Origin of the sequence: Empedobacter sp. R750 (assembly GCF_030324345.1) — a bacterium.
GTDB lineage: Bacteria > Bacteroidota > Bacteroidia > Flavobacteriales > Weeksellaceae > Empedobacter > Empedobacter falsenii_C.
Genome location: NZ_JACAGF010000005.1, coordinates 1 through 22,419 on the forward strand (window position 1 = coordinate 1; position 22,419 = coordinate 22,419).

The following is a 22,419-nucleotide window of genomic DNA, read 5'->3' on the forward strand; positions in this document are numbered from 1 at the left end:
GTTAAGCCTGCCTGCGCCGATGGTACTGTTACTTACGGGAGAGTAGGTCGTCGCCAGTTTTTATCAAAAGCCTCAAGATTTATTTCTTGAGGCTTTTTTTATGTTTATACTTTTTTGTATAATGTACAAGTAAAATGTATTAAGTAAAATGTAAGCTTTACTTCAACGCATCTCAAAACTATGCTTTATAAAACAACAAGCTTCTAGTCAGTTAATAAGAGGCTTCCTTTTTACAACTAACTTAGAACTCGAAAACACCTCTATAATCCTCTCAAGGGGATATTTTGCTTAGATTTTTATTCTCTAAGCCTTAAATCTTGCGTCTTATAACTTAAGATTCTTCATTTCGCTAAGTTCCAAGTAACAGTATTATTTTTGTTTATAATTTAAATTTAACAAGCGAACGCCCAAATTTATTATCTTTACTCAAAACCTAAACATTATGGAAGAAAATCAATTTGATAATCAATTGTTACCAAAGGAAAGTTGGTTTAAACGCAATTGGAAATGGGTAGTGCCTGTTGGCTGTTTATCGTTTGTCATTTTATTTTTTGGATTGTTAATTGGAGGCGCTTTTTGGGGTTTTAGTAAGTTAACATCTGATAGTGATGTGACGAAACATGCAATCAATATTATCAATCAAAATCCTGAAGTTCAGCAAAAATTGGGTACGGATGTTAAAACGAATGGAATATTTAGTGGAAATATTTCTGTATCGAATAATACTGGAGAAGCTAATATTTCTGTTCCAATAAAAGGGACAAAAGGTTCTGGAACTGCAATTATTGTTGGAGAGAAAGAATTTGATAAATGGAATTATGAAAAGATCGCTGTTCAGGTTGATGAAACTGGAGAAGTAATTGAAATAAATAAAGTAAAAGAGTAAGCTAACGAATGAGTTAGCTTTTTTTTGTTTAGCTATTATTGATAAAGATTTAATTGTTTATTCAAAATAATAATTTTACTTTTGATTAACATTTGGTGCGAACTTAATCGTTCGGTAACAGGGAATCAGGTGAAAATCCTGAACAGACCCGCTGCTGTAAGCTCCATATTTTTTTTAGATACATAGATCCACTGTTCATAAAATGGGAAGGATTTCTAAAAAAGGAGTAAGTCAGAAGACCTACCAAAATGATAAATGTTGAATGCTTTCGGGGACTAAAGCGTGAAGTTCAAATTTTGGATAGGTTCGTCCTTTCAATACTCCTTCATTCACTCTCGTTAGCAACAATTGATTATTGCTAAATGAGAAATCTAAAAACTATAATTATTTGTTGCAGCTTGATTTTGCTTTCATGTCGCATTGCCTCTGCGCAAATTATTCATGATAGTATTTTAGAGCTTCAGCAAGTTAATATCTTAAAAAATAATGCAAAAGCCGTTGTTCCTGTTCAGGAATTGAAAGGAGCGGAACTAGAGGCTTTAAATAGCCATTCTGTGGCAGATGCTGTTCGTTTTTTTGCAGGTGTACAAATCAAAGATTACGGTGGAGTTGGAGGTTTAAAAACTATTGATGTTCGTGGGATGGGATCTCAACATGTCGCAGTTTTTTATGATGGAATTCAATTGGGAAATGCACAAAATGGAATTGTCGATTTAGGGAAATTTTCTTTAGACGATATGGAAGTGATCTCTTTATATAATGGTCAAAAAAGTAATATTTTTCAATCAGCGAAAGATTATGCTTCTGCTTCTGCTATTTATCTTCAAACCAAAAAACCTGTTTTTATTGGTGATAAAAAAACAAATGCTACACTCCGTTATAAGCTAGGTTCGATTCAATTAATCAATCCTTCAATTCGTATTGAACAAAAAATTACGGATAGATTATCAGCTGTTTTGAGTGCTGAATATGTTAAAACTAATGGTGTATATAAATTCCGTTATCAACGCAAAAATTTGGATGGAACAACTGCATACGATACAGTTTTGAAACGTAGAGATGGACAAGTTGATGCGAAACGTTTGGAATTAGGATTGATCGGAAAAGGAAATCAATCGAATTGGAATGTAAAAGGATATTTATATGATTCTGATCGTGGAATTCCTGCCGCAATTGTTCGTGGTCGATTTGATGGACGCGGACAAACTTTGGTTGATCGAAATTATTTTGTTCAAGGAAAATATGAAAAACGATTTAGAAATCTTCAATCGAAAATAAACGCAAAATTTGCTTACGATTTCACTCATTATACAGATACAGTTTCAACCGTAAAAACAGAAAATAAGTACACACAACGCGAGTTTTATGTGTCTTGGGCAAATCTTTATTCGATTACAGATAATTGGGATGTTAATGTTGCAACAGATTATCAGTTTAATAATATGGGAGCAGATTTAAAGAATTTTTCTTTTCCTACTCGTCATACAAATCTTGTAGTGTTCGCGTCTACTTATCGTCTTGGAGGTTTGAGTTTACAAGGAAGTTTATTAGGAACTTTTGTAAAAGAATCAGTAGAAATGAACACAAGTGCTCCAGATAAAAATGTATGGACGCCAACAATCATCGCCAACTATCAACCATTTAAATCTCATGATTTTAATGTCAGAGCATTTTACAAACGTATTTTTAGAATGCCAACGTTCAACGATTTGTATTATACAAATATTGGTTATTCTAATCTTCGACCAGAATATTCAACGCAATATAATGTTGGTTTTACTTATTCTAAATCAACTCCAAATTTCTTCAAAAATATTACAATTCAAGCCGATGCTTTTTACAATGAAGTGACTGATAAAATTGTTGCTGCGCCTTCGGGAAGCCTGTTTCGTTTTACGATGTTGAATTTGGATGAAGTTAGAATAAAAGGGTTGGATGTTAAAATTCGATCAACATTCCAACTGGGAGAAATAGAAGTTTCACCAATGCTTAACTATGGTTTTTTGCAAGCGTTAGATTATTCGAATCCTAAAAAAAGTTACTACAAAAATCAAATTCCATATACACCAAAACATAGTGGCTCTTTTGTTTTAGCGGCTTCTTATAAAACGTGGAATTTTAATTACAGCTTTATTTATGTGGGCGAACGTTACAATGTTCATCAAGATAATATCAAAAAAAATCGTCTTAACCCTTGGTTTACAAATGATTTAGGTATACATAAAGAATTTAGATTGAATCAAAATTTGTTCAAAGTTTCTTTTGAATTAAATAATATTTTGAATCAACAATATGATGTGGTTTTAAACTATCCAATGCCAGGAAGACAATTCAAACTAATATTAAGCGCAAACTTATGAGAAATTTCAAACAATTATTCGCTTGTTTTTTAACAGCAATCACTTTTTACGCTTGTCAACAAGATACTTATTTGATTGAGAAAGAAGAAGAAGGTGTAACCAATCCCGAAAAAACAGATGTCGTTGGTTTTTATTTGCTAAACGAAGGAAATATGGGAAGCAATATGGCTACAGTAGATTATATGGACTTTACAACAGGAACTTATAATCGAAACATATATGCAACCGTAAATCCTACTATGGTAAAGGAATTGGGAGATGTTGGGAATGATATAAAAATTTATGGAAATAAGTTATATGCGGTTATCAATGTATCAAACTTTATCGAAGTAATGGATGCAAGAACAGCCAAACATTTGGGAACAATTCCTTTGGAAAATGGTCGTTACATCACGTTTGCAAATGGTAAAGCGTATGCATCTTCGTATGCTGGTCCTGTTACAATCGATCCGAAAGCGCCCTTAGGAAAAGTGGTCGAAATTGATACAATTAATTTATCGGTTACGCGACAAGTGACGGTAGGTTATCAGCCAGAAGAATTAGAAGTTGTTGGGAACAATTTGTATGTAGCAAACTCAGGAGGTTATCGAGTTCCTGAGTATGATAAAACAGTTTCAGTGATTGATTTATCAACATTTAAAGAAACTAAAAAAATTGATGTTGAAGTAAATCTTCATCGTTTAAAAAAAGATGCAGATGGTGATTTATATGTGACTTCTCGTGGTGATTATTATAACGTTCCATCAAATTTATATGTGTTAGATAGTAAAACGCATCAAATCAAAAAGAAATTTGATATTCCTGTTTCTAACTTTACGATTGTTGATAACAAACTCTATTATTATTCAAACGAATTTAGTTACACAACTTTCGAATACACAAAAACTTATGGTGTAATTGATACTAAAACAGAACAAGTTATTAACAAAACATTGGTCAATGATCCTGTTATTAATGAAATCGAAGCGCCTTACGGAATTGCTGTAAATCCTCAAACCAAGGATCTTTTTCTAACCGATGTTGGAAATTATGTTTCGATGGGTTACATCTATTGTTTTGATAAAAATGGTGCTTTTAAATGGAAAACTGCTGCCGGAAATATTCCTGCTCATTTTGCTTTTGTCTATAAATAAAATTTACATATGAAATATTCTAAAATCTTACTAACCGCACTAAGTTTTGCTTTAATACAAAGCTGTAGTGATGATGAAAACATTATCGAGACAAATCCTGATAATGCTACTTTACAAGCATCCTATGATGCAGCACGTTTAAAAATTGTTTCAATTGAACCAACTGTTTCTGGTTTTGAAAATGCAACATATACATGGAAACTTGGTAATGAAATTATTGGTAATCAGAAAACCTTAGGTTTTGTTTCTGATGAAGTTGGTTCTTATGATTTAACATTAGAAATTACTTCAGGAGCAACTTCTAAAACAATAAAAACAAAGGTTAATGTTACACAAGAATTATCTACTTACAGTAAATACATTTCTCAAGTCTTTGATTATTTGCCTGCAGTTGGACAATTCACAAATGCTTTACCAGCTTATGTAACAGGAGAAACTCAAGCTGATATGACAGCCAAAGCTGCTAAGGCTTTAGTAGGAGAAAAATCTACAATGATTACGCTTGGAGGTTACGGAGGATATGTGGTATTTGGTTTTGACCATACAATTATGAACCAACCAAACAAACGCGATTTTAAAGTTTTAGGAAATGGTTTTGCTGGATCTTCTGAACCTGGAATTGTAATGGTTGCATATGATAAAAATAAAAATGGAAAACCAGATGACGACGAATGGTACGAAATTGCAGGAAGTGAGTATACGAATCCAAATACAATAAAAAATTACACCATAACGTATACTAAGCCAGACGAAAATAAAACACCTGTAAAAGGTACTATTGGATGGCAAACAGATATTGAGTATATAAAATGGTCTGATAATCAAGGAAATTCAGGTTATAAAACTAAAAACAGTTATCATAAGCAATCATATTATCCATTGTGGTTTGGTTCGGATCAGTTAAAATTTACAGGTACACTTTTGGAAAGCAATTATACAGAGAAAAATGGTATTTGGACTGGTAAACAATATGCTTATGGTTATGTAGATAATGCACCAAATAATAGCGAAGATTCAAACATTGATATCGATTGGGCTGTTGATAAAAATGGTAATCCAGTTAAGTTAATGGGAATCGATTTTATCAAAGTTTACACAGCAACAAATCAAGAAGCAGGTTGGTTAGGCGAAATCTCAACAGAAGTTGCAGGAGCTTACGATTTACATCTATAATTAACACTAAATATTTTTTATAAACCGTCGAGTTGTTACGATGATGAGACGGTTTTTTTACAATTATTTCATCAATATGAAGACTATAAATTTACAATTTGCAAAAAAACTTTTTTTTAATCTATTAATCATCGCGTCATCTATCACATTTTTGTCATCATGTAATGATGATGATTATAAAAATGAGGTAGTTGAGTTAAAAAAATACCAAACATTAGATGTTTCTAAGTTCGATCTTTCGAAAGGAATTTCAACTTCTGGAGGTAAAATTTGGGAAGGAACATATAAAGAAGATACAGATTTAATTTTAGGAATTTTCAAACTAAAGCATACTGCTTGGCCCGAATATTTAACATGGATGGGATTCACGGTTTCTAATAGTAATGATAATTCTGATCAAATAAAGAATGAAGGAGGTTGGTTAGATAATCAATGGGGAACTATGGCAAAAGGAGGAGCAAATGGACAAGGAACACCTTTTTTGGTTTCTTTTGCAGATCATAAACCATCAGAAAAAGTTTTGAAATATGGAGAAGAAGTTAAGATTGACAGATTTTCTAGTGTAGTAGAAATTTTGGATATGGCGAATAAATATAAAGCCAAAAGTGTAAAATTAGCGATTAGTCCTTGGTCTTACTATGGAATTATGAACGGAGATGCTTATGCAAGAAAATTTGAAAAAGGAGATTATTTCGCTATTCATATTTATGGAGTTTCGGCTAATAAGCAATTAACAACAGAAAAACCTGTGACACATTACTTTGTTGATTTCAGAAATGGAGTAAATAACATTTCAACAACTTGGCAAGATGTTGATCTTTCGTCTTTAGGAGAAGTCAAGTATTTAATGTTTTTCTTAGAAACAACCGATGTAGGAAATTGGGGAGCAAATACAGCATTATACTTTACAATGGATAAATTAAAAGTAGAAAAAATTCAATAAATCTCATTTCTAAATATTTTTATCCGAGACTATCATTCATGGATGATGGTTTCGGATTTCTAAAAAACAATACATGAAAAAAATTTTACTTTCGGTTTTTACAATTGCTGCATTTCAAACAAGTTTTGCACAAACAAAAGAATACACAAACGGCGTTTTTATTGTGAATGAAGATTGGTTTGGTCATTCAAATGGCTCAATCAATTTTATCAATGCAAATGATTCGATTGATTATAATGTTTATAAAACAGTTAATCCTGGTGAAGAATTTGGTGTAACTTCTCAATATGGAACAATATATGGCGATAATTTTTACATTGTTTCGAAACAAGGAAATCGTTTAGTTGTTGCAGATTCGAAAACATTACAGAAAAAAGCAAGTTTCGAAACAATTGGTGCTGATGGTAGAAGTTTTCTTGGGATTAATAGTAAAAAAGGTTATATAGGATCTGCAAAAGGAATTTATCTTTTTGATATTGAGAATTTAAAAATTGGTTCTCTGATTGATGGAACTTCTAAAGTTGGTCAAGTAGGAAATATGATTCGTACATCTAAATTTGTTTTTGCTGTTTCAAGTACTGGAGGAATTTTAGTTATCGACCCAAAAACACATCAAATAAAACAAACGATTGCTGGAAGTTTTATTTCAGTTGTGCAATCTAAAGATGGAAATGTATGGGGAGCTTTATCTAAAAAATTAGTCAAAATAAATCCTACGACTTTAGAAACTACAGAAATTGCTATTCCTACGAAAACAGTTCCAACTCCTTCTGCTTGGAATGCTGGTACTTTTTGTTCTTCAATACAAGATAATACTATTTATTTTCTATCAGGAATCAATGTTGTGAAATACGATGTAACAAACAATAAATTTGAAGAAAGTTTTATAGAAATTCCTGGTCAAGATACGACACCAAAGGAAACATATTATGGAGCAGGTTTAAGGATTGATCCGTTGACAAACGAACTAGTATTAACTACTATTGGTTCAGGTTGGGGAACTAATTCACAAATTAATTTTGTTCATAGATTTTCTGATAATGGAAGTCTTAAAAAATCTGTGAAATTAAGTGAATATTATTGGTTTCCTTCAATACCAGTTTTTCCAGATAATGCAGCACCAATTATTAATGATTTAGAGACGACTTATCATATCAATACAGCAACAACAATTGATTTGAAAGATAAAGTTTCTGATTTAGATAATTTATCAGCAGCAATTGTAAAAGATTTAGAAATCATTGAAAATGATGATGTAGCAGAAATTTCGATTAATGATAAGGAAGAATTAGTAATTAATCCATTAAAAAATGGAACAGCTAAAATCAAAATTTCTTTCAATTCGAATGGAAAAGTTGTTTCACAAAACATCACAATTTCATCAACTGTTTTAGGAACAAGTGATCTAAATAAATCATCAATTAATGTTTATCCAAATCCTGTTAGCAATGTATTGTTTATCGAAACAAATGAAGCTTCAAAAGCTGAAATTTTCGCTATTACAGGAGCTAAAATGACAGAGAAAACACTTCAAAAAGGGAAAAATCAATTAGATGTTTCTTCTTTACCAAAAGGTGTTTACATCATAAAAATTAACAATTCTACTTTCAAAGTAATCAAAAAGTAGTGTGTTATTTATTTGTGGAAAAAAGGTTGAGCATTGCTCGACCTTTTGTTTTTATTAAATATTTATTCCATACGTATTTTTTATTTCGGCCATCACAAAAGAGCTGTGCGTACTTCCGATGCTTTCTAAAGCGCCCAATTTATTGAAAACAAAATCTTGATATTGCTTCATATCCAAAACTTGTACTTTTAAGATAAAATCATATTCGCCCGAAATATTATAACATTCCACCACTTCATCAATCAACAAAATATCTTCTACAAGTTTATTCCCAATCGTGCGATCATGTTGTTTTAGCTTGATGCTGCAAAAAACCATAAAGCCTTTGTTCAGCTTTTCTGCATCCAAAACCGCTCTATAATTTTTGATATAACCTTGTTGTTCCAACCTTTTTATACGTTCAAAAACGGGTGAAGGAGATAAATTAACTAAAGCAGCAATTGCTTTTACTGTCAATTTCGAATCTTTTTGTAGAATTCTTAATAATTCTAAATCGGTTTGATCTAATGTTTCCATCCAAATAATATTCTTTTCAACACGATATTTTATCGTTGTTTAAGTGTTTTGTTTTGTAAAATTAGTCATAATAAGTAGTATAATCTTATTTTTTCAAGTTTTACAATCGTTTATTTTGTCTTGTTACATTTGTGAAGAAATAAACAACAAATTATTGGGGAATCGTGTGAGAATCACGAGCTGTCGCGCAACTGTAAGTAATGCAAATTACAAGTCAGATTACCAATAGAAACAAAAGATGATACTTTCGCGATTTGAAGTCTGTCTGTCAAAATAGGTTTACTATTTATCAACTCGCGTTTGTGTTTTTGAACATTAAAAAACAATCAAAATGCAAACACAAATTTTAGGTTATCCAAGAATTGGCGCTAACCGTGAACTAAAAAAAGCCTGCGAAAATTATTGGGCAGGTAAAATTGAACTACAAGCTTTATTGCAAACAAGCCGTACAATTACCAAACAAAATTGGGCATTGCAACAAGCTGCCGGAATTGATTTAATTCCGTGTAATGACTTTTCTTTTTACGATCAAGTTTTAGATTTTACGTTATCAGTTGGCGCAATTCCAGAGCGTTTCAATACAGTTGCTTTAAATAAAAAGAATACTGAATTAGACTTATATTTTGCGATGGCAAGAGGCTATCAAAAAGATAATTTAGATATTACAGCGATGGAAATGACAAAATGGTTTGATACCAATTACCATTATATCGTTCCAGAATTTGTAAAAAATCAAGAATTTAAATATTTCTCAAACTTAATTGTAAATGAATTTATCGCTGCCAAAAAAGAAGGTTTTAATCCAAAAACTGTTTTAATTGGACCGATTACGTATTTATTATTAGGAAAAGAAAAAGAAGAAGGATTTGATCGAATTGATTTAATTCAGAATTTATTGCCAGTTTACTTTGAAATTATTCATGATTTAATCAATCATGGAGCAAATACAATTCAGTTCGACGAACCTTTTTTAGCTTTAGATTTAGACGAAAAATCGAAAACGGCTTATCAAGAAGTTTACAAAAAAATAAGAAAAGAATTTCCTCAACTTACGATTCAGGTCGCAACTTATTTTGATGGATTGAAAGATAATACAGCTTTAGCAATCAATTTACCAATTGATATTTTGCATCTTGATTTGGTTCGAGACGAAAATCAACTTGATGAAATATTGAATCAAGCTCCTTCTCAATTAAAACTTTCTTTAGGTTTAGTTGATGGTAGAAATATTTGGAAAAATGATTTTCAAAAATCACTTTCAACGATAGAAAAAGTTGTGAACAAAATTGGAGAAAAACGAGTTATTATTTCAACATCTTGTTCATTATTACATTCACCTTGTGATTTAGATTTAGAAACAAACGAAAAAAATCTTCCGACTACAATTAAAGATTGGTTTGCATTTGCGAAGCAAAAATTAGAAGAAGTTGCTTTCTTAAAAAATTATTTTTCAAACCCGAATGACGAAAAATTGATTCAACAATATGAAGCGAATCAATTCTCTATTAATAATAGAAAAAATTCTCAATTAATTCATCAAACTCAAGTTAAAGAACGAGTAAATGCAATAAAAGATGAAGATTATAATCGTGCAAATAGTTTTGGAAACCGAAAAATTGTGCAACAAAATGTATTGAATCTTCCTCCTTTTCCTACGACAACAATCGGCTCTTTTCCACAAACGCAAGAGGTGAGAAGTTGGCGTGCGAAGTATAAAAAAGGGGAATTATCTGCCGAAGAATATGATACTTTATTGAAACAAGAAACGAAGCGTACGATAGAATGGCAAGAAGAAATTGGCATTGATGTTTTGGTGCATGGTGAATATGAGCGCAACGATATGGTGGAATATTTTGGTGAAAAATTAGCCGGATTTGTTTTCTCTAAAAATGGTTGGGTTCAGAGTTATGGAACGCGTTGTGTAAAACCGCCGATTATTTTTGGTGATGTTTATCGCCCAGTTCCAATGACGGTTTATTGGTCACAATATGCACAATCTATCACAGAACAAAAAGTAAAAGGAATGTTGACTGGTCCAGTTACGATTTTACAATGGTCTTTTGTTCGCGATGATCAGCCAAGATCTACGACGTGTAAACAAATTGCATTGGCGATTCGAGATGAAGTTTCGGATTTAGAAAAAGCTGGAATTAAAATTATTCAGATTGATGAGCCTGCAATTCGAGAAGGTTTACCATTAAGAAAAGATGAATGGCAAAATTATTTGAAATGGGCTGTTGATTCGTTTAAATTAGCCTCAAGTAATGTTGATAATTCTACGCAAATTCATACGCATATGTGTTATTCAGAATTCAACGATATTATTCAAAATATTGCTGATTTAGATGCGGATGTCATTACAATTGAATGTTCGAGAAGTCAGATGGAATTATTAAATGCTTTTTCAGATTTCAATTATCCAAATGATATTGGACCTGGAGTTTATGATATTCACTCGCCTCGCGTTCCGTCGAAAGAGGAAATGGTTGATTTGATAGAGAAAGCGGCAAAAGTTATTCCAGCAGATCAATTATGGGTAAATCCTGATTGCGGACTAAAAACGCGTCATTGGGAAGAAACCGAAAAAGCATTAATCGAAATGGTTGCGGCGACAAAAGAATTAAGAAAAATATATACGCCAAAAGCGATTTAAGCTTAACATCCTACTTTAATGACTTAATAAGTAGTGTTGTGTTATTTATTTGTGAAGAAAGGTTGAGCATTGCTCAACCTTTTGTGTTTTAATAATAATTTATCGTTCGTTTTACAACATATTTCAATTCTCCATTGATTGAAATAGAAGCTTTTATCCAATTATTTTTCGAATCATATTCATACGAAACTTGATAAGAAGTTAAAACAGTTTGTCCATTTCGGAAGGATTGTTTTTTGAAGTTTACAATTTCATTTTTCGAATCAAAATCAGCTTGATAAGCTAACGTTTTATTGGCGTCAAATGATTGTAATTTTGAAATGTTTCCATTCTCAAAAAACATTATTTTGCTCGAATTTCCAGCAATTTCTTCCTGAAAAATAGGTGTTTCTTTATCATAAATATAATACGATTTTCGCCCTTTTTTTCCATCAAAAGAAGTCATTTCATCCAAAACCAATAAACCATTTTTGTTATATGTCAAATTATTCTCACTAATCGTAGAACCTTCCACTTTTGTCGTGATTTTATCCAACTTATTCGAATAATTAAAAATCGTTTCATAACTCGATTTTGACGATTTCCCTTCAATATTTTCTGTCAAGTTTATCAACCGATTTTTATTGTCATAAACAAAGGTTTTGTCGGAAGCAATTCGTTTTGGATCTTCACCATTGTTAATAACTGTATTTGTCTGTTTATCAATAAAATTTGAGTTATTGTAGTCGTAATTAACATAGTTATAAACAGCTAATTTTCCTTGATAATCCAAATAATTTGTTCGCTTTGTTAACAATCCTTTTTGATTAAATTCTAACGAAATTTGATTGTAAAATTCATTCTCCAAAAAAGGTAAAGTTGTGGTATTTCCTTTTGCATCTGTTGCAGTTGAAGTCACTTTTTCAACCTTTCCTTTCAGATTAAAATCAGCTAAAGTTGTTTTAACTTCATAATCATTTGTCGAAATTTTTTGTGCAAAATTAGCTTGTGATGCAGCCAAACAAATTGTCGTTAAAATTATTTTTTTCATGTTTTGTTTAAAATTGATAAGCGATCTTAAAGTTAAGATTTAAATTGAAATCTGTAGAAGAACCTTCTTTTTTATAATGATTTTCTAAACCGCCCATAAAATCATCAAAAATTCGAGTATCAACACTTTCTAAATTTGTAACATTCGAATATTTTACATTTCTATTTTTTACACCCAAACCAACTTTTGGAATAAAAACTAATCCTTTATGAGTTGGAATAAAAATATTGTAATTGATATTCAATCCATATTTTATTCGTTTATAATCGGCTTCGTCATACGAATATAAATACGAAAAATTTTGAGCATCATTTCGGTAATATTCACCATTTTCAAGATGATCGGTGTGATGAATATAGAAAAACTCGGAAGAAATAAGATGTTTTACTCGTCTGTTTTCGCTTAGATTGATAAAAAATTCTGGTCGAATCTCAAAAAGTTGATAATCTTCGTTGATTTTATATTTTGGTTTGTGGCTAACAGGAATGCTATGATAACTTCCGTAGCCAATTTCAGAGCCAATCCAATAACGCTCGTTCAGTTTATAGATGTATCCAAAAGTCCATCTTGGAGGCGATAAAGCTGCTGAAAGAACGCTAAAAGTGATGACATTTTTGCGTTCATCGTTTGATTTTTCTTGTGCAGAAATCAATTGTCCAAAACCAATGACGAATAAAAAAAGTAAAAAATTCTTTTTCATATAAATAGTGTTTAAAAGAAAGAGAATCATTTACTTAAAAGGTTGCGTGAACCAAGATTATTTTGAAGTTAATTATTTCTTCAATTCATACCAAAAGCAATCCAAATCCCACATGTCCAGATGAAAAGTTTCAGTGACTTCGAAACCTATTTTTTCTAAAACATTTCTTGATGCTGCATTTTCTGTATGTGTTATGGCATTTAGTTTAAAATCAATCATATTTTCGTTATAAAAATCCATGCAAGCTTTCGCAGCTTCTGTTGCATAACCTTTTCCCCAAGTTTCTTTACGGTAACGATAACCAAAATCTAAGAAATCAAATCGATTATTCATCGCCTCTTTTTCGGTCATGTATTTAAAACCAGTCCAACCAATCATTTTTCCCGATTCTTTCTCTATAACAGCCACTCGTCCATGTCCAAGTTCGTTGTATTGAATCAATAAGTTTTCGATGATTTCTCTTGTTTCATCAATCGTTTTAATTGGTTGATTTTTCAGAAATGTATGCACTTCTGGTTGAGAATCCATCTCATAAAAATCCTGCAAATCATCCATCGTAATTGGACGAATTATTAAACGCTCCGTTTCTAAAGTTGGTAAATATTTCATATTTATTGAGTTAAGAATAATCTTTATTGTAAATCAGATTAAATTATTTTTATATTTACAGCTAATCTATTACTAAAATACATAAAATGAAACAACAAAAAGTATCTAATGCTTTTATAGCAGCTTCTTGGATTGCTTTAGGCTCGGGAATGATTGGATATATTATTGGATTGACGCGCGCCGAAATGGAATTAAACGAGAAAGGTTATTACTTTACCGTTCTTTTATTTGGACTTTTCGCAGTAGTATCTTTGCAAAAAGCTGTTCGAGATCGATTGGAACAAATCCCTGTAACCGATATTTATTACGGAATTTGTTGGTTTGGAACTATTGCTTCAATCACGCTTTTAATCATAGGTCTTTGGAATGCAACAATCTTACCTTCGGAGAAAGGTTTCTATGCATTTGCTTTTTTATTGGCAATTTTTGGGGCTATTGCTGTGCAAAAAAATACAAGGGACAATATGGCTAATTAATATGTTTTGGGCGTTCCCTACGGGCGGGCTTTTCGTTACAATCTTTGCTATTCAGCAAAGGATTTTCACTACAATCCCTAACGCAAAATAAAAGTAAAAGCCTCGCAATTGCGAGGCTTTTACTTTTATTTTTGAAACCGTCAATTCGAGTGAAATTCTGAAAGAATTTAGTATCGAGAATAAGGTTTTAAAATTCTGTTCTCGATACAATTTTTATACATTTCATTTCTAAAAATCACTCGAACTGACGAATTTTATCCAACGATATTAATGATTTTTCCAGGAACAATAATAATGTTTTTCGGTGTACGATCACCCAATTGTTTGATGGTACGTTCGTCATTCATTACAATTTCTTGAATTTCATCTTTTGACAACGATAAAGGTAATTCTAACAAGAATTTCATTTTACCATTGAATGAAACTGGATATTCTTTTGCATCTGCAACTAACCATTTTTCTTCGAAAACAGGAAAATCTGCATGCGCAATTGATGTTTCATGACCTAATTTTGACCATAATTCTTCTGCAATATGCGGTGCATAAGGCGAAATAATAATTGCCAAAGGCTCTAAAATTGCACGTTTAGTTGTTTTTAATTTTCCTAATTCATTTGCTGCAATCATAAAAGTAGAAACCGATGTATTAAAAGAGAAATTGTTTACATCTTCGTCCACCTTTTTGATGGTTTGATGCAACACTTTCATTTCTTCTTTTGTTGGCTCATCTTCTGAAACGAAGAATGTTTCTTCTGCTCCTGAATGATACAATCTCCAGAATTTTTTCAAGAATGAATAAACGCCAGATAAACCTTGTGTATTCCATGGTTTAGATTGCTCAACTGGACCTAAAAACATTTCGTATAAACGTAAAGAATCTGCTCCATATTGATTACAAATATCATCAGGATTTAAAACATTGTAATAAGATTTTGACATCTTTTCAACCTCGCGTCCTGTGATGTATTTACCATCCTCTAAGATAAATTCTGCATTAGCAAAATCTTCTCTCCAAGTTTTGAATTTTTCTGTATCTAATTCGTCGCCTCCATCTTTTAACAACTTAACATCAATACGGATTGGAGTTGTTTCATGCTGATCTTTCAAAGATTTGGAAACAAAAGTATTTGTTCCATTAATTCTATATGCATAAGCGGTCATTCCCAAAATCATTCCTTGGTTAATCAGTTTTTTTGCATATTCATCTGTAGGAACGAATCCTTTATCAAACAAGAATTTTTGCCAAAAACGAGAATACAACAAGTGACCAGTCGCGTGCTCAGATCCACCCATGTACAAATCTACATTTTGCCAATAATCAACCGCTTCTTTTGATACAAACTCGTTGTCATTTTTTGCATCCATGTAACGTAACCAATACCAAGAAGAACCTGCCCAACCTGGCATAGTGTTCAATTCGATAGGGAAAATTGTTTCATTGTTGATTAAACTATTGTCTACAACTTCGTTTGTTGTTGTATCAAAAGCCCATTTTGTCGCACGTCCTAATGGTGGCTCACCATCTTTTGTTGGCAAATATTCGTCAACTTCTGGTAAAATAATTGGCAATGCTGCTGTTGGAATTGTATAAGGCATTTCGTCTTTGAAGTAAACCGGAACCGGCTCTCCCCAATAACGTTGACGAGAGAAAACTGCTTCGCGTAAACGGAAGTTTGTTTTTCCTTGTCCAAAACCTTTTTCTTCTAAAGCTTCAATTGCTTTTGCAACCGCTTGTTTATAATCTAATCCGTTTAAGAAATCAGAATCTTGTAATTCGAATCCACCTTTTTCTGTAAAAGCAGCTTCAGAAATATCTTTTCCTTTGAAAATATTAATAATTGGTAAATTGAAATGATTTGCAAAAGCAAAATCACGTTCGTCACCAGCTGGAACAGCCATTACAGCACCCGTTCCATAAGAAGCTAATACATAATCACCAATCCAAATCGGAAGTTGTTTTCCTGTGAAAGGATGAATGGCATAAGCGCCCGTAAATTCTCCCGTAATATTTTTAGCATCTGCTAAACGATCACGCTCCGAACGTTTTGAAGTATAATCGACATAAGAATCAACTTTTCCTTTGTGCTCTGTAGTTGTAATTTGAGATACCAAAGGATGCTCTGGCGCTAAAGTCACATAAGAAACACCGAAAACAGTATCAGGACGAGTTGTAAATACTTCAATTTTAGCATCGTCGAAATTAGAAATTAGAAATTCGATACTTGCTCCAGTCGATTTACCAATCCAGTTTTTTTGTGATTCTTTGATTGGATCTGGCCAATCTAATTTATCCAAACTAGTTAACAAACGATCTGCATAAGCCGTGATACGCATCATCCATTGTGTCATTTTTTTTCGCACAACAGGGAATCCTCCACGTTCAGATAATCCGTTAATTACTTCGTCATTCGCTAAAACAGTTCCTAAATCTGGACACCAGTTTACTTCTGCTTCTGCTAAGAAAGTTAAACGATATTTTAATAAAATTGCTTGTTGTTCTTTTTCAGAATAGGCATTCCATTGCTCTGCTGTAAAGATTTCGATATCATCATCCGCCACAGCGTTTACATTCGCATTACCTTCAGTTTTGAATGTTTCAACTAATTTTGAAATAGATTCAGCTTTATCAGTTGAATTATCATAATAAGAATCAAATAATTGATTGAAAATCCATTGTGTCCATTTATAATATTCAGGTTCTGAAGTTCTGATTTCACGATCCCAATCGTATCCCAAACCAATTTTTTTCATTTGGTTTTCGTAACCAGCAATCACATTTCCTTGTTTATCAACACCACCTTCGATATTCGTTGTTGTTGTAATCGCAGGATGTTGACCAGTTTGAATCGCATATTGTTCCGCAGGCAAACCAAAAGAATCGTAACCCATTGGGTGTAAAACGTTGAAACCCTTTAATTTTTTGTATCGAGAATATATATCAGACGCAATGTATCCAAGTGGATGACCTACGTGTAATCCTGCTCCAGAAGGATAAGGAAACATATCTAATACGTAAAATTTAGGTTTTTCTGATTGATTTTCAGCTTTGAACGTCTTGTCTTCAATCCAAAATTTTTGCCATTTTGGTTCGATTTCATTCGGATTATATTGCATTATTGGAAGTTATATTAAAATTAAATTTATGCAAATTTACATTTTTTATGTATCTTTTAGGATAGAATGGCGATATTTGTACATTAACAATCAACAACTAAACCAAATCCATGAAAAAAGAATTGATATTATATTATATCGGTATCCTTATTTTTTTTACTGTCCTTATTTTTTCTGTTCGTCATATTGTAAATACAACACGTATTTTTGTGGGGTACGAAGATGGTTTTAATCCTATTAATATCAAATGGAATTTTGATAAAAAGGATTCAACACTTCGTGTCAAAGATCCTATTTATGTCAGAAGTGATTATTATTTGATTGATTATAAAGACAAAGCATTCTTAAAAAAAGATACAGTTCTTTATGCTGAACTTTTTGAGGATTCATTGGCTGTAAAAGGAAATGTATTGAATTTGAAACCTCCTTATTTTTTGTGGAAAGAGGCAAAAAACGACACGTTGAAAGTTTTTAAACACAACATTACCTTGAAGTTTACGAAGCGAGAATAGTATTAAGCTTTCTGTAAATAGAACGAAAAAGTAGAGCCTTTTCCTATTTTACTTGTCACATAAATTTTCTGTTTATGAGCTTCTAAAATATGTTTTACAATTGCCAAACCTAATCCAGATCCACCATTGTTACGATTTCGAGATTTATCAATTCGATAAAAACGTTCGAAAATTCGGTCAATGTCTTCTTGTTTTATCCCAACGCCTTGATCTTTTATTGAGATTTGAATTTTATCATCATATTCTTCAAAATCGATGTCAATTTCTGTATTTGGATTAGAATAATTGATGGCGTTTACGATCAAATTGATTAAAACCTGTTGAATTTTCTGAATATCACCTACAACTTTTATTGGTTGATGAATAGGATAATTTAGAGAAATTTTGATGTTATTTTTTTCAGCTTTAATTTCTAATAAATCAATAACGTCTTGTACAAGCGCCGTCAAGTTGAAAACTGAAAATTCGATATTGATTCGTCCACGTTCAAGCTCTGCAATCATGTCCAAATCTTTGACCAAATAAATCAATCGATCAACCGATTTATTGATTCGGTTTAAGTATTTATCGCGAATAGATTCATCTTCAACTCCACCTTCAATCAAGGTTAATAAATATCCCTGAACTGAAAAAAGGGGCGTTTTTAATTCATGCGAAATATTTCCAAGAAAATCTCTTCTGTAATTTTCTCTCTCATTCAAAACATCAATTTCTTTGGATTGATCTTCTGTAATTGTAGAAATTTTTTGAGAAAGTTCTTCAAAATCCATTGTGCTGGATTGAAATTGTGGAATATTTTTCGAGATTTCAGTAAAATCTTTTCTTCGTTGATTTTTTAAAGAAAACCAATAAAATATTGATAATCCAATCAATAAAAGAAGCATTAAACTAATGAAAAATAGTTTTTCTTGGAGAATAAAATCAATATTTCCAAACCATAAAAAAGAGAACAAAACAAATCCTAAAGCCAAGAATAATGTACTGAGAAAGGCAAATAGAAAGATGTTTTGAACTTTGAAAGTTGAAGCCATTACGAGCTTTTAGTCATTTATTTTGTATCCAATTCCTTTGATTGTAGAGAAACGATCGTTCCCAAATTTTTCGCGTAATTTGCGCATATGTACGTCAATTGTACGTCCGCCAACTACAACTTCATTTCCCCAAACTTTCTCCAAAATTTCTTCACGTTTGAAAACACGTTCTGGATTTGAAGCTAATAAAGCAATCAATTCAAATTCTTTTCGAGGTAACAAAAAGTCTTGTCCTTGGTAATTTACTTTATAGGTTTCGCGGTTAATCTCGAAATTATTCAATTTGATGAATTCGTCTTTTGCCGCTTCGTTAGGTTGTTTTAATTTCAATAAAGCATTTAGTTTACTAATTAAAACTTTTGGTTTGATAGGCTTTAAAATATAATCATTTGCACCAGCATCATAGCCAGCTAATTGAGAAAAATCTTCGGCACGAGCAGAAAGAAAAACGACCAAAGTATCTTGAAAAGAATCTAATTTTCTCAACTCTGCACACATTTCCATTCCGTCCATTTGTGGCATCATTACATCTAATAGAATCAAATCTGGGCGAAAAATTTTGGCGTGTTTCAAACCTTCTAATCCGTTTTGAGCTGTTTCTACTTCAAAACCTTCTTTTTTTAAGTTGTAACCAATGAATTCTAAGATATCTGGTTCGTCGTCAACTAATAAAATTTTAATGTTCTTCATAATTGTTTGTAATAACTAAATAAAATTAGTCGATGTAAAATTAAGCTTAAATTTTAGGAGAAATTAGGTAAAAACATTTCTTAACATTCATTTAAAGTTACGATAATTTCATAACAATTACCTAACAAAACCTTTACAATTTCTAAAAATGTTTTTCATTGGATTGCAGCAACTTTGCCATCAAACAAACACGAATTATACAATCGCAATGAAACGCAATTTAACTTTACTTTTATTATTAGGTTCGGCAGCACTTTTTGCACAGACTAATATTAAATTAGAAGGAACTTTATTTGATCAAAAAACAAACCAACCACTTTCTGAAAAAACTTTTGTGGTTGAAGGATTAAATATTCAAGCAAAAACAGACGATAAAGGTCACTACGAAATTTCTGTTCCAGATGATACGTATCAACTGGATATTAAAGTAGACGGTTATCAATCTGTTTCTCAAAATTTATCAGATTCGAATACATTAAATATGTATTTGAAACCAGAAGATTTAAAAGATACAAAGATTGATTTATCAACTGCTGTTGTAACAGGTAGAAAAGATAAATCTGGAGAAGCTTCTTTACTTAATATACAGAAAAAATCTGTAAAAATGGTGGAGAATATTGGTGCAGCAGAATTGGATCGTAAAGGTGTAAGTGATGCGGCTTCGGCAGTTGCGAAAATGGCTGGTGTAACGAAACAAGAAGGAACAGGAGACGTTTTTGTACGTGGATTGGGAGATCGTTATAATTATACTTCATTGAATGGTTTACCAATTCCGTCAGAAAATCCTAGTAACAAGAATGTTAAATTGGATTTATTTCCAACAGACGTTATTGATTATATTTCGTTGAGCAAAACATTCAATGTAAGAATGATGGCTGATTTTGGAGGAGCAAATATCGATATTGAATCAAAATTATACGAAGGAAATGGTTTATTAGAAATCGGAACAGGATTAAATTTAAATTCTAATGCGATTACAAATAAAAATTTCAATTTGCAAGATGGACCAAATTGGTTTGGTTTTCAAAAAACAAAAATTCCAGCAAATGCAACAACTGGATATCACTTTACAAATAGTTTCAATCCGCAATCTAAATCTGCTGTAGCAGGAGGTTTCAATATAAAAGGAGGAAAAAGTTACAAGTTTGAAAACGGAGCAAAATTCGGATTCTTTGCAACAGCTGCTTTTGATAACTCAGCTCAAAGTATCGAGAAAGGTTTAGCTCGTTCTGTTGATGCTCAAGGAAATAATTTGAAAGGTTTCAACGATTATACAAAAGATAGTTATAATACGAATACAACAGGAATGGTTAATTTGTATTATGATTTTAATCCAAATAATAGATTAAGAGCAAATAGTATTTTTATTAATAACACTTCTCAAAGTTTACAAGAATATAAAGGATTTATTAGAGATTTAGCGGAAGATAATAATGGATTTATTCGTCGCGGAACTTACGAAAGAAACCAAGTTTTTGTCAATCAATTATTAGGAGATCACAGATTAGATGATAAATCTGAGTTTCATTGGGGCGTTTCTTACAATACAGTGAAACAAGATATGCCAGACCGTTTACAAAATACAATGCGTTTGGATAAGCAATCTGGACAATATGTGTTAGCTTCTCAAGATGCTTCGTTAAGTAACCGTTATTATCAAAATCTTAATGAGAACGAGGTTTCTGCGAACTTGGAATATAATCGCGTTTTTGGTGGAGATTTGAAAGACTATAAAGCTAAAATTTCTATTGGATACCAAGGTAGACATAAAGAAAGAGATTTTGAAGCGAATCAATTTAACTTCAAAATTTTGAGAAGTGGAATTCAAGTTGACCCAAATAATTTAGATGCTTTCTTCAATCAATCAAATTATGGTTCAGGTTTCGAAATCACAACGTTTGATATCAAATCTGACGGAAGCTACAGATCTCAAGTTTACAGTGGACAAAAAGATATACAAGTAGGTTTTGCTGAGGTAGAATATAATTTTACAGATCGATTAACAGCAGTTTTGGGCGTTCGTGCAGAATATCTTAAACAAAGCATCGATTGGTACACAGCTTTATCACAAGGTAAAAACTCATTCGATCAATTCGAATTATTACCAAGTTTGATGTTACGTTATAAATTAACAGATAACCAAAACTTACGTTTTGCAACATCTAAAACATATACACTTCCTCAATTTAAGGAAACAGCTATGTTTGTTTATGAAGATGTGACAGAAACTTTCCGTGGAAATCCAATGTTGTATCCATCGACAAATTATAATGCAGATATTAAATGGGAATGGTTTCCGAAAAGTGGAGAAGTAATTTCTTTGGGAGGTTTCGGAAAATATATTCAAGACCCAATCAATACAACAACAATTGCTTCATCATCTAATGATATTTCCTATGCAAATACAGGAGATTGGGGATATGCAGTTGGTGCAGAATTAGAGGTTAGAAAAGCAATTTTAGATAATAAAATATCGAATCCAGAACAATTAACAGTTGGGTTTAATGGTGCTTATATGTATTCTAATCAAGAATTAAACAATGAAAAAGTATACAAAGAAACATTGTTTAATGGACAACGAATCAATACCAATTTTACAAATGCAGAAGATGCATTTACAGGAGCTTCTAAGTTTATTACAAATGCAGATTTATCTTATTCTAAGAAATGGGCAAGTGGAGGAAGCGTAATGGCAACAGTGGCTTACAACTATTTCTCTGATCGTATTTATGCGCTTGGAACTGAAACAAGAGGAAATCAAGTAGATAAAGGATTTAGCACATTAGATTTCATTTTACGTTCAAAATTGAATAAAAATATCGGAATCAATTTTTCTGCTAAAAACTTATTAAACCCTACAATAGACCGTGTACAAGAGAATTTGAATGGAGATGTAAAAACATTAAGTTATAAAAAAGGAATGAACTTCGGTTTATCTGTTAACTATCAATTTTAAAAACAAAATAA

At 31.7% G+C, this 22,419-nt stretch carries 17 protein-coding genes and 2 riboswitches; of the genes, 10 read left to right on the forward strand and 7 right to left on the reverse strand.

Features of this window, described 5'->3' with window-relative positions; all coding sequences use genetic code 11:
- Window positions 1-442 precede the first annotated feature (442 nt).
- The 6 genes from HXZ74_RS06745 (at window position 443) to HXZ74_RS06770 (ending at window position 8,122) form a co-directional block, all read left to right on the forward strand.
- The gene (locus HXZ74_RS06745; RefSeq protein ID WP_286474506.1) at window positions 443-886 is read left to right on the forward strand and encodes a cytochrome c oxidase assembly factor Coa1 family protein; all 444 of its coding nucleotides are present in this window, start codon (window positions 443-445) and stop codon (window positions 884-886) included.
- Between the two features lie 76 nt (window positions 887-962).
- A riboswitch (cobalamin riboswitch) is annotated at window positions 963-1,149 on the forward strand.
- 99 nt (window positions 1,150-1,248) lie between these two features.
- Complete coding sequence (locus HXZ74_RS06750) at window positions 1,249-3,246, forward strand: TonB-dependent receptor (RefSeq protein WP_286474508.1); 1,998 nt, start codon at window positions 1,249-1,251, stop codon at window positions 3,244-3,246.
- On the forward strand, window positions 3,243-4,379 hold the full coding sequence (locus HXZ74_RS06755) for a YncE family protein (protein ID WP_286474511.1): 1,137 nt from the start codon (window positions 3,243-3,245) through the stop codon (window positions 4,377-4,379). The genes HXZ74_RS06750 and HXZ74_RS06755 overlap by 4 nt, the downstream gene beginning before the upstream one ends.
- Before the next feature lie 9 nt (window positions 4,380-4,388).
- A complete protein-coding gene (locus tag HXZ74_RS06760) occupies window positions 4,389-5,552 on the forward strand; it encodes a PKD-like domain-containing protein (protein ID WP_286474514.1) in 1,164 nt (387 codons plus the stop codon).
- A gap of 76 nt (window positions 5,553-5,628) precedes the next feature.
- On the forward strand, window positions 5,629-6,495 hold the full coding sequence (locus HXZ74_RS06765) for a DUF4465 domain-containing protein (protein ID WP_260392520.1): 867 nt from the start codon (window positions 5,629-5,631) through the stop codon (window positions 6,493-6,495).
- A 73-nt stretch (window positions 6,496-6,568) separates the two neighbouring features.
- A complete protein-coding gene (locus HXZ74_RS06770; RefSeq protein ID WP_115002224.1) occupies window positions 6,569-8,122 on the forward strand; it encodes a T9SS type A sorting domain-containing protein in 1,554 nt (517 codons plus the stop codon).
- 54 nt (window positions 8,123-8,176) lie between these two features.
- Here HXZ74_RS06770 and HXZ74_RS06775 read toward each other — a convergent pair whose 3' ends face one another.
- Complete coding sequence (locus HXZ74_RS06775; RefSeq protein WP_038336827.1) at window positions 8,177-8,638, reverse strand: Lrp/AsnC family transcriptional regulator; 462 nt, start codon at window positions 8,636-8,638, stop codon at window positions 8,177-8,179.
- A gap of 109 nt (window positions 8,639-8,747) precedes the next feature.
- Window positions 8,748-8,883, forward strand: a riboswitch (cobalamin riboswitch).
- Window positions 8,884-8,969: 86 nt separating this feature from the next.
- Between HXZ74_RS06775 and metE the strand changes: the two genes are divergently transcribed.
- Window positions 8,970-11,291: a 5-methyltetrahydropteroyltriglutamate--homocysteine S-methyltransferase gene (gene metE, locus HXZ74_RS06780; protein WP_115002225.1), complete on the forward strand. Its 2,322-nt coding sequence runs from the start codon at window positions 8,970-8,972 to the stop codon at window positions 11,289-11,291.
- An 88-nt stretch (window positions 11,292-11,379) separates the two neighbouring features.
- Here the strand turns inward: metE and HXZ74_RS06785 are convergent, their stop codons facing one another.
- The 3 genes from HXZ74_RS06785 to HXZ74_RS06795 form a co-directional block, all read right to left on the reverse strand.
- Window positions 11,380-12,321, reverse strand: coding sequence for a hypothetical protein (locus HXZ74_RS06785; protein WP_115002227.1), 942 nt, complete (start codon window positions 12,319-12,321; stop codon window positions 11,380-11,382).
- Between the two features lie 7 nt (window positions 12,322-12,328).
- Window positions 12,329-13,021 carry a hypothetical protein gene (locus HXZ74_RS06790; RefSeq protein WP_115002229.1) on the reverse strand — a complete coding sequence of 231 codons (693 nt, stop codon included), beginning with the start codon at window positions 13,019-13,021 and terminating at the stop codon, window positions 12,329-12,331.
- Between the two features lie 72 nt (window positions 13,022-13,093).
- Window positions 13,094-13,630 carry a GNAT family N-acetyltransferase gene (locus HXZ74_RS06795; RefSeq protein WP_038336824.1) on the reverse strand — a complete coding sequence of 179 codons (537 nt, stop codon included), beginning with the start codon at window positions 13,628-13,630 and terminating at the stop codon, window positions 13,094-13,096.
- An 86-nt stretch (window positions 13,631-13,716) separates the two neighbouring features.
- On the opposite strand from HXZ74_RS06795, the gene yiaA reads away from it, so the two are divergent.
- A complete protein-coding gene (gene yiaA / locus HXZ74_RS06800; protein ID WP_038336823.1) occupies window positions 13,717-14,106 on the forward strand; it encodes an inner membrane protein YiaA in 390 nt (129 codons plus the stop codon).
- A gap of 254 nt (window positions 14,107-14,360) precedes the next feature.
- On the opposite strand, the gene leuS is transcribed toward yiaA, so the two are convergent.
- On the reverse strand, window positions 14,361-17,219 hold the full coding sequence (leuS, locus tag HXZ74_RS06805; protein ID WP_286474517.1) for a leucine--tRNA ligase: 2,859 nt from the start codon (window positions 17,217-17,219) through the stop codon (window positions 14,361-14,363).
- A 110-nt stretch (window positions 17,220-17,329) separates the two neighbouring features.
- Here leuS and HXZ74_RS06810 point away from each other — a divergent pair, with 110 nt between their 5' ends.
- Window positions 17,330-17,731, forward strand: coding sequence for a hypothetical protein (locus tag HXZ74_RS06810; RefSeq protein ID WP_038336819.1), 402 nt, complete (start codon window positions 17,330-17,332; stop codon window positions 17,729-17,731).
- Between the two features lie 2 nt (window positions 17,732-17,733).
- Here the strand turns inward: HXZ74_RS06810 and HXZ74_RS06815 are convergent, their stop codons facing one another.
- Window positions 17,734-18,762, reverse strand: coding sequence for a sensor histidine kinase (locus HXZ74_RS06815; RefSeq protein ID WP_038336818.1), 1,029 nt, complete (start codon window positions 18,760-18,762; stop codon window positions 17,734-17,736).
- A 9-nt stretch (window positions 18,763-18,771) separates the two neighbouring features.
- A complete protein-coding gene (locus HXZ74_RS06820; RefSeq protein ID WP_125348867.1) occupies window positions 18,772-19,452 on the reverse strand; it encodes a response regulator transcription factor in 681 nt (226 codons plus the stop codon).
- 148 nt (window positions 19,453-19,600) lie between these two features.
- On the opposite strand from HXZ74_RS06820, the gene HXZ74_RS06825 reads away from it, so the two are divergent.
- Window positions 19,601-22,408 carry a TonB-dependent receptor domain-containing protein gene (locus HXZ74_RS06825; RefSeq protein WP_286474520.1) on the forward strand — a complete coding sequence of 936 codons (2,808 nt, stop codon included), beginning with the start codon at window positions 19,601-19,603 and terminating at the stop codon, window positions 22,406-22,408.
- Window positions 22,409-22,419: the final 11 nt, after the last annotated feature.

What these genes read in the sequence shown, in the direction of transcription:
- HXZ74_RS06745 (WP_286474506.1), top strand. Translation starts at nt 443, where the DNA reads ATGGAAGAAAATCAATTTGATAATCAATTGTTACCAAAGGAAAGTTGG.
- HXZ74_RS06750 (WP_286474508.1), top strand. Translation starts at nt 1,249, where the DNA reads ATGAGAAATCTAAAAACTATAATTATTTGTTGCAGCTTGATTTTGCTT.
- HXZ74_RS06755 (WP_286474511.1), top strand. Translation starts at nt 3,243, where the DNA reads ATGAGAAATTTCAAACAATTATTCGCTTGTTTTTTAACAGCAATCACT.
- HXZ74_RS06760 (WP_286474514.1), top strand. Translation starts at nt 4,389, where the DNA reads ATGAAATATTCTAAAATCTTACTAACCGCACTAAGTTTTGCTTTAATA.
- HXZ74_RS06765 (WP_260392520.1), top strand. Translation starts at nt 5,629, where the DNA reads ATGAAGACTATAAATTTACAATTTGCAAAAAAACTTTTTTTTAATCTA.
- HXZ74_RS06770 (WP_115002224.1), top strand. Translation starts at nt 6,569, where the DNA reads ATGAAAAAAATTTTACTTTCGGTTTTTACAATTGCTGCATTTCAAACA.
- HXZ74_RS06775 (WP_038336827.1), bottom strand. Translation starts at nt 8,638, where the DNA reads ATGGAAACATTAGATCAAACCGATTTAGAATTATTAAGAATTCTACAA.
- metE (WP_115002225.1), top strand. Translation starts at nt 8,970, where the DNA reads ATGCAAACACAAATTTTAGGTTATCCAAGAATTGGCGCTAACCGTGAA.
- HXZ74_RS06785 (WP_115002227.1), bottom strand. Translation starts at nt 12,321, where the DNA reads ATGAAAAAAATAATTTTAACGACAATTTGTTTGGCTGCATCACAAGCT.
- HXZ74_RS06790 (WP_115002229.1), bottom strand. Translation starts at nt 13,021, where the DNA reads ATGAAAAAGAATTTTTTACTTTTTTTATTCGTCATTGGTTTTGGACAA.
- HXZ74_RS06795 (WP_038336824.1), bottom strand. Translation starts at nt 13,630, where the DNA reads ATGAAATATTTACCAACTTTAGAAACGGAGCGTTTAATAATTCGTCCA.
- yiaA (WP_038336823.1), top strand. Translation starts at nt 13,717, where the DNA reads ATGAAACAACAAAAAGTATCTAATGCTTTTATAGCAGCTTCTTGGATT.
- leuS (WP_286474517.1), bottom strand. Translation starts at nt 17,219, where the DNA reads ATGCAATATAATCCGAATGAAATCGAACCAAAATGGCAAAAATTTTGG.
- HXZ74_RS06810 (WP_038336819.1), top strand. Translation starts at nt 17,330, where the DNA reads ATGAAAAAAGAATTGATATTATATTATATCGGTATCCTTATTTTTTTT.
- HXZ74_RS06815 (WP_038336818.1), bottom strand. Translation starts at nt 18,762, where the DNA reads ATGGCTTCAACTTTCAAAGTTCAAAACATCTTTCTATTTGCCTTTCTC.
- HXZ74_RS06820 (WP_125348867.1), bottom strand. Translation starts at nt 19,452, where the DNA reads ATGAAGAACATTAAAATTTTATTAGTTGACGACGAACCAGATATCTTA.
- HXZ74_RS06825 (WP_286474520.1), top strand. Translation starts at nt 19,601, where the DNA reads ATGTTTTTCATTGGATTGCAGCAACTTTGCCATCAAACAAACACGAAT.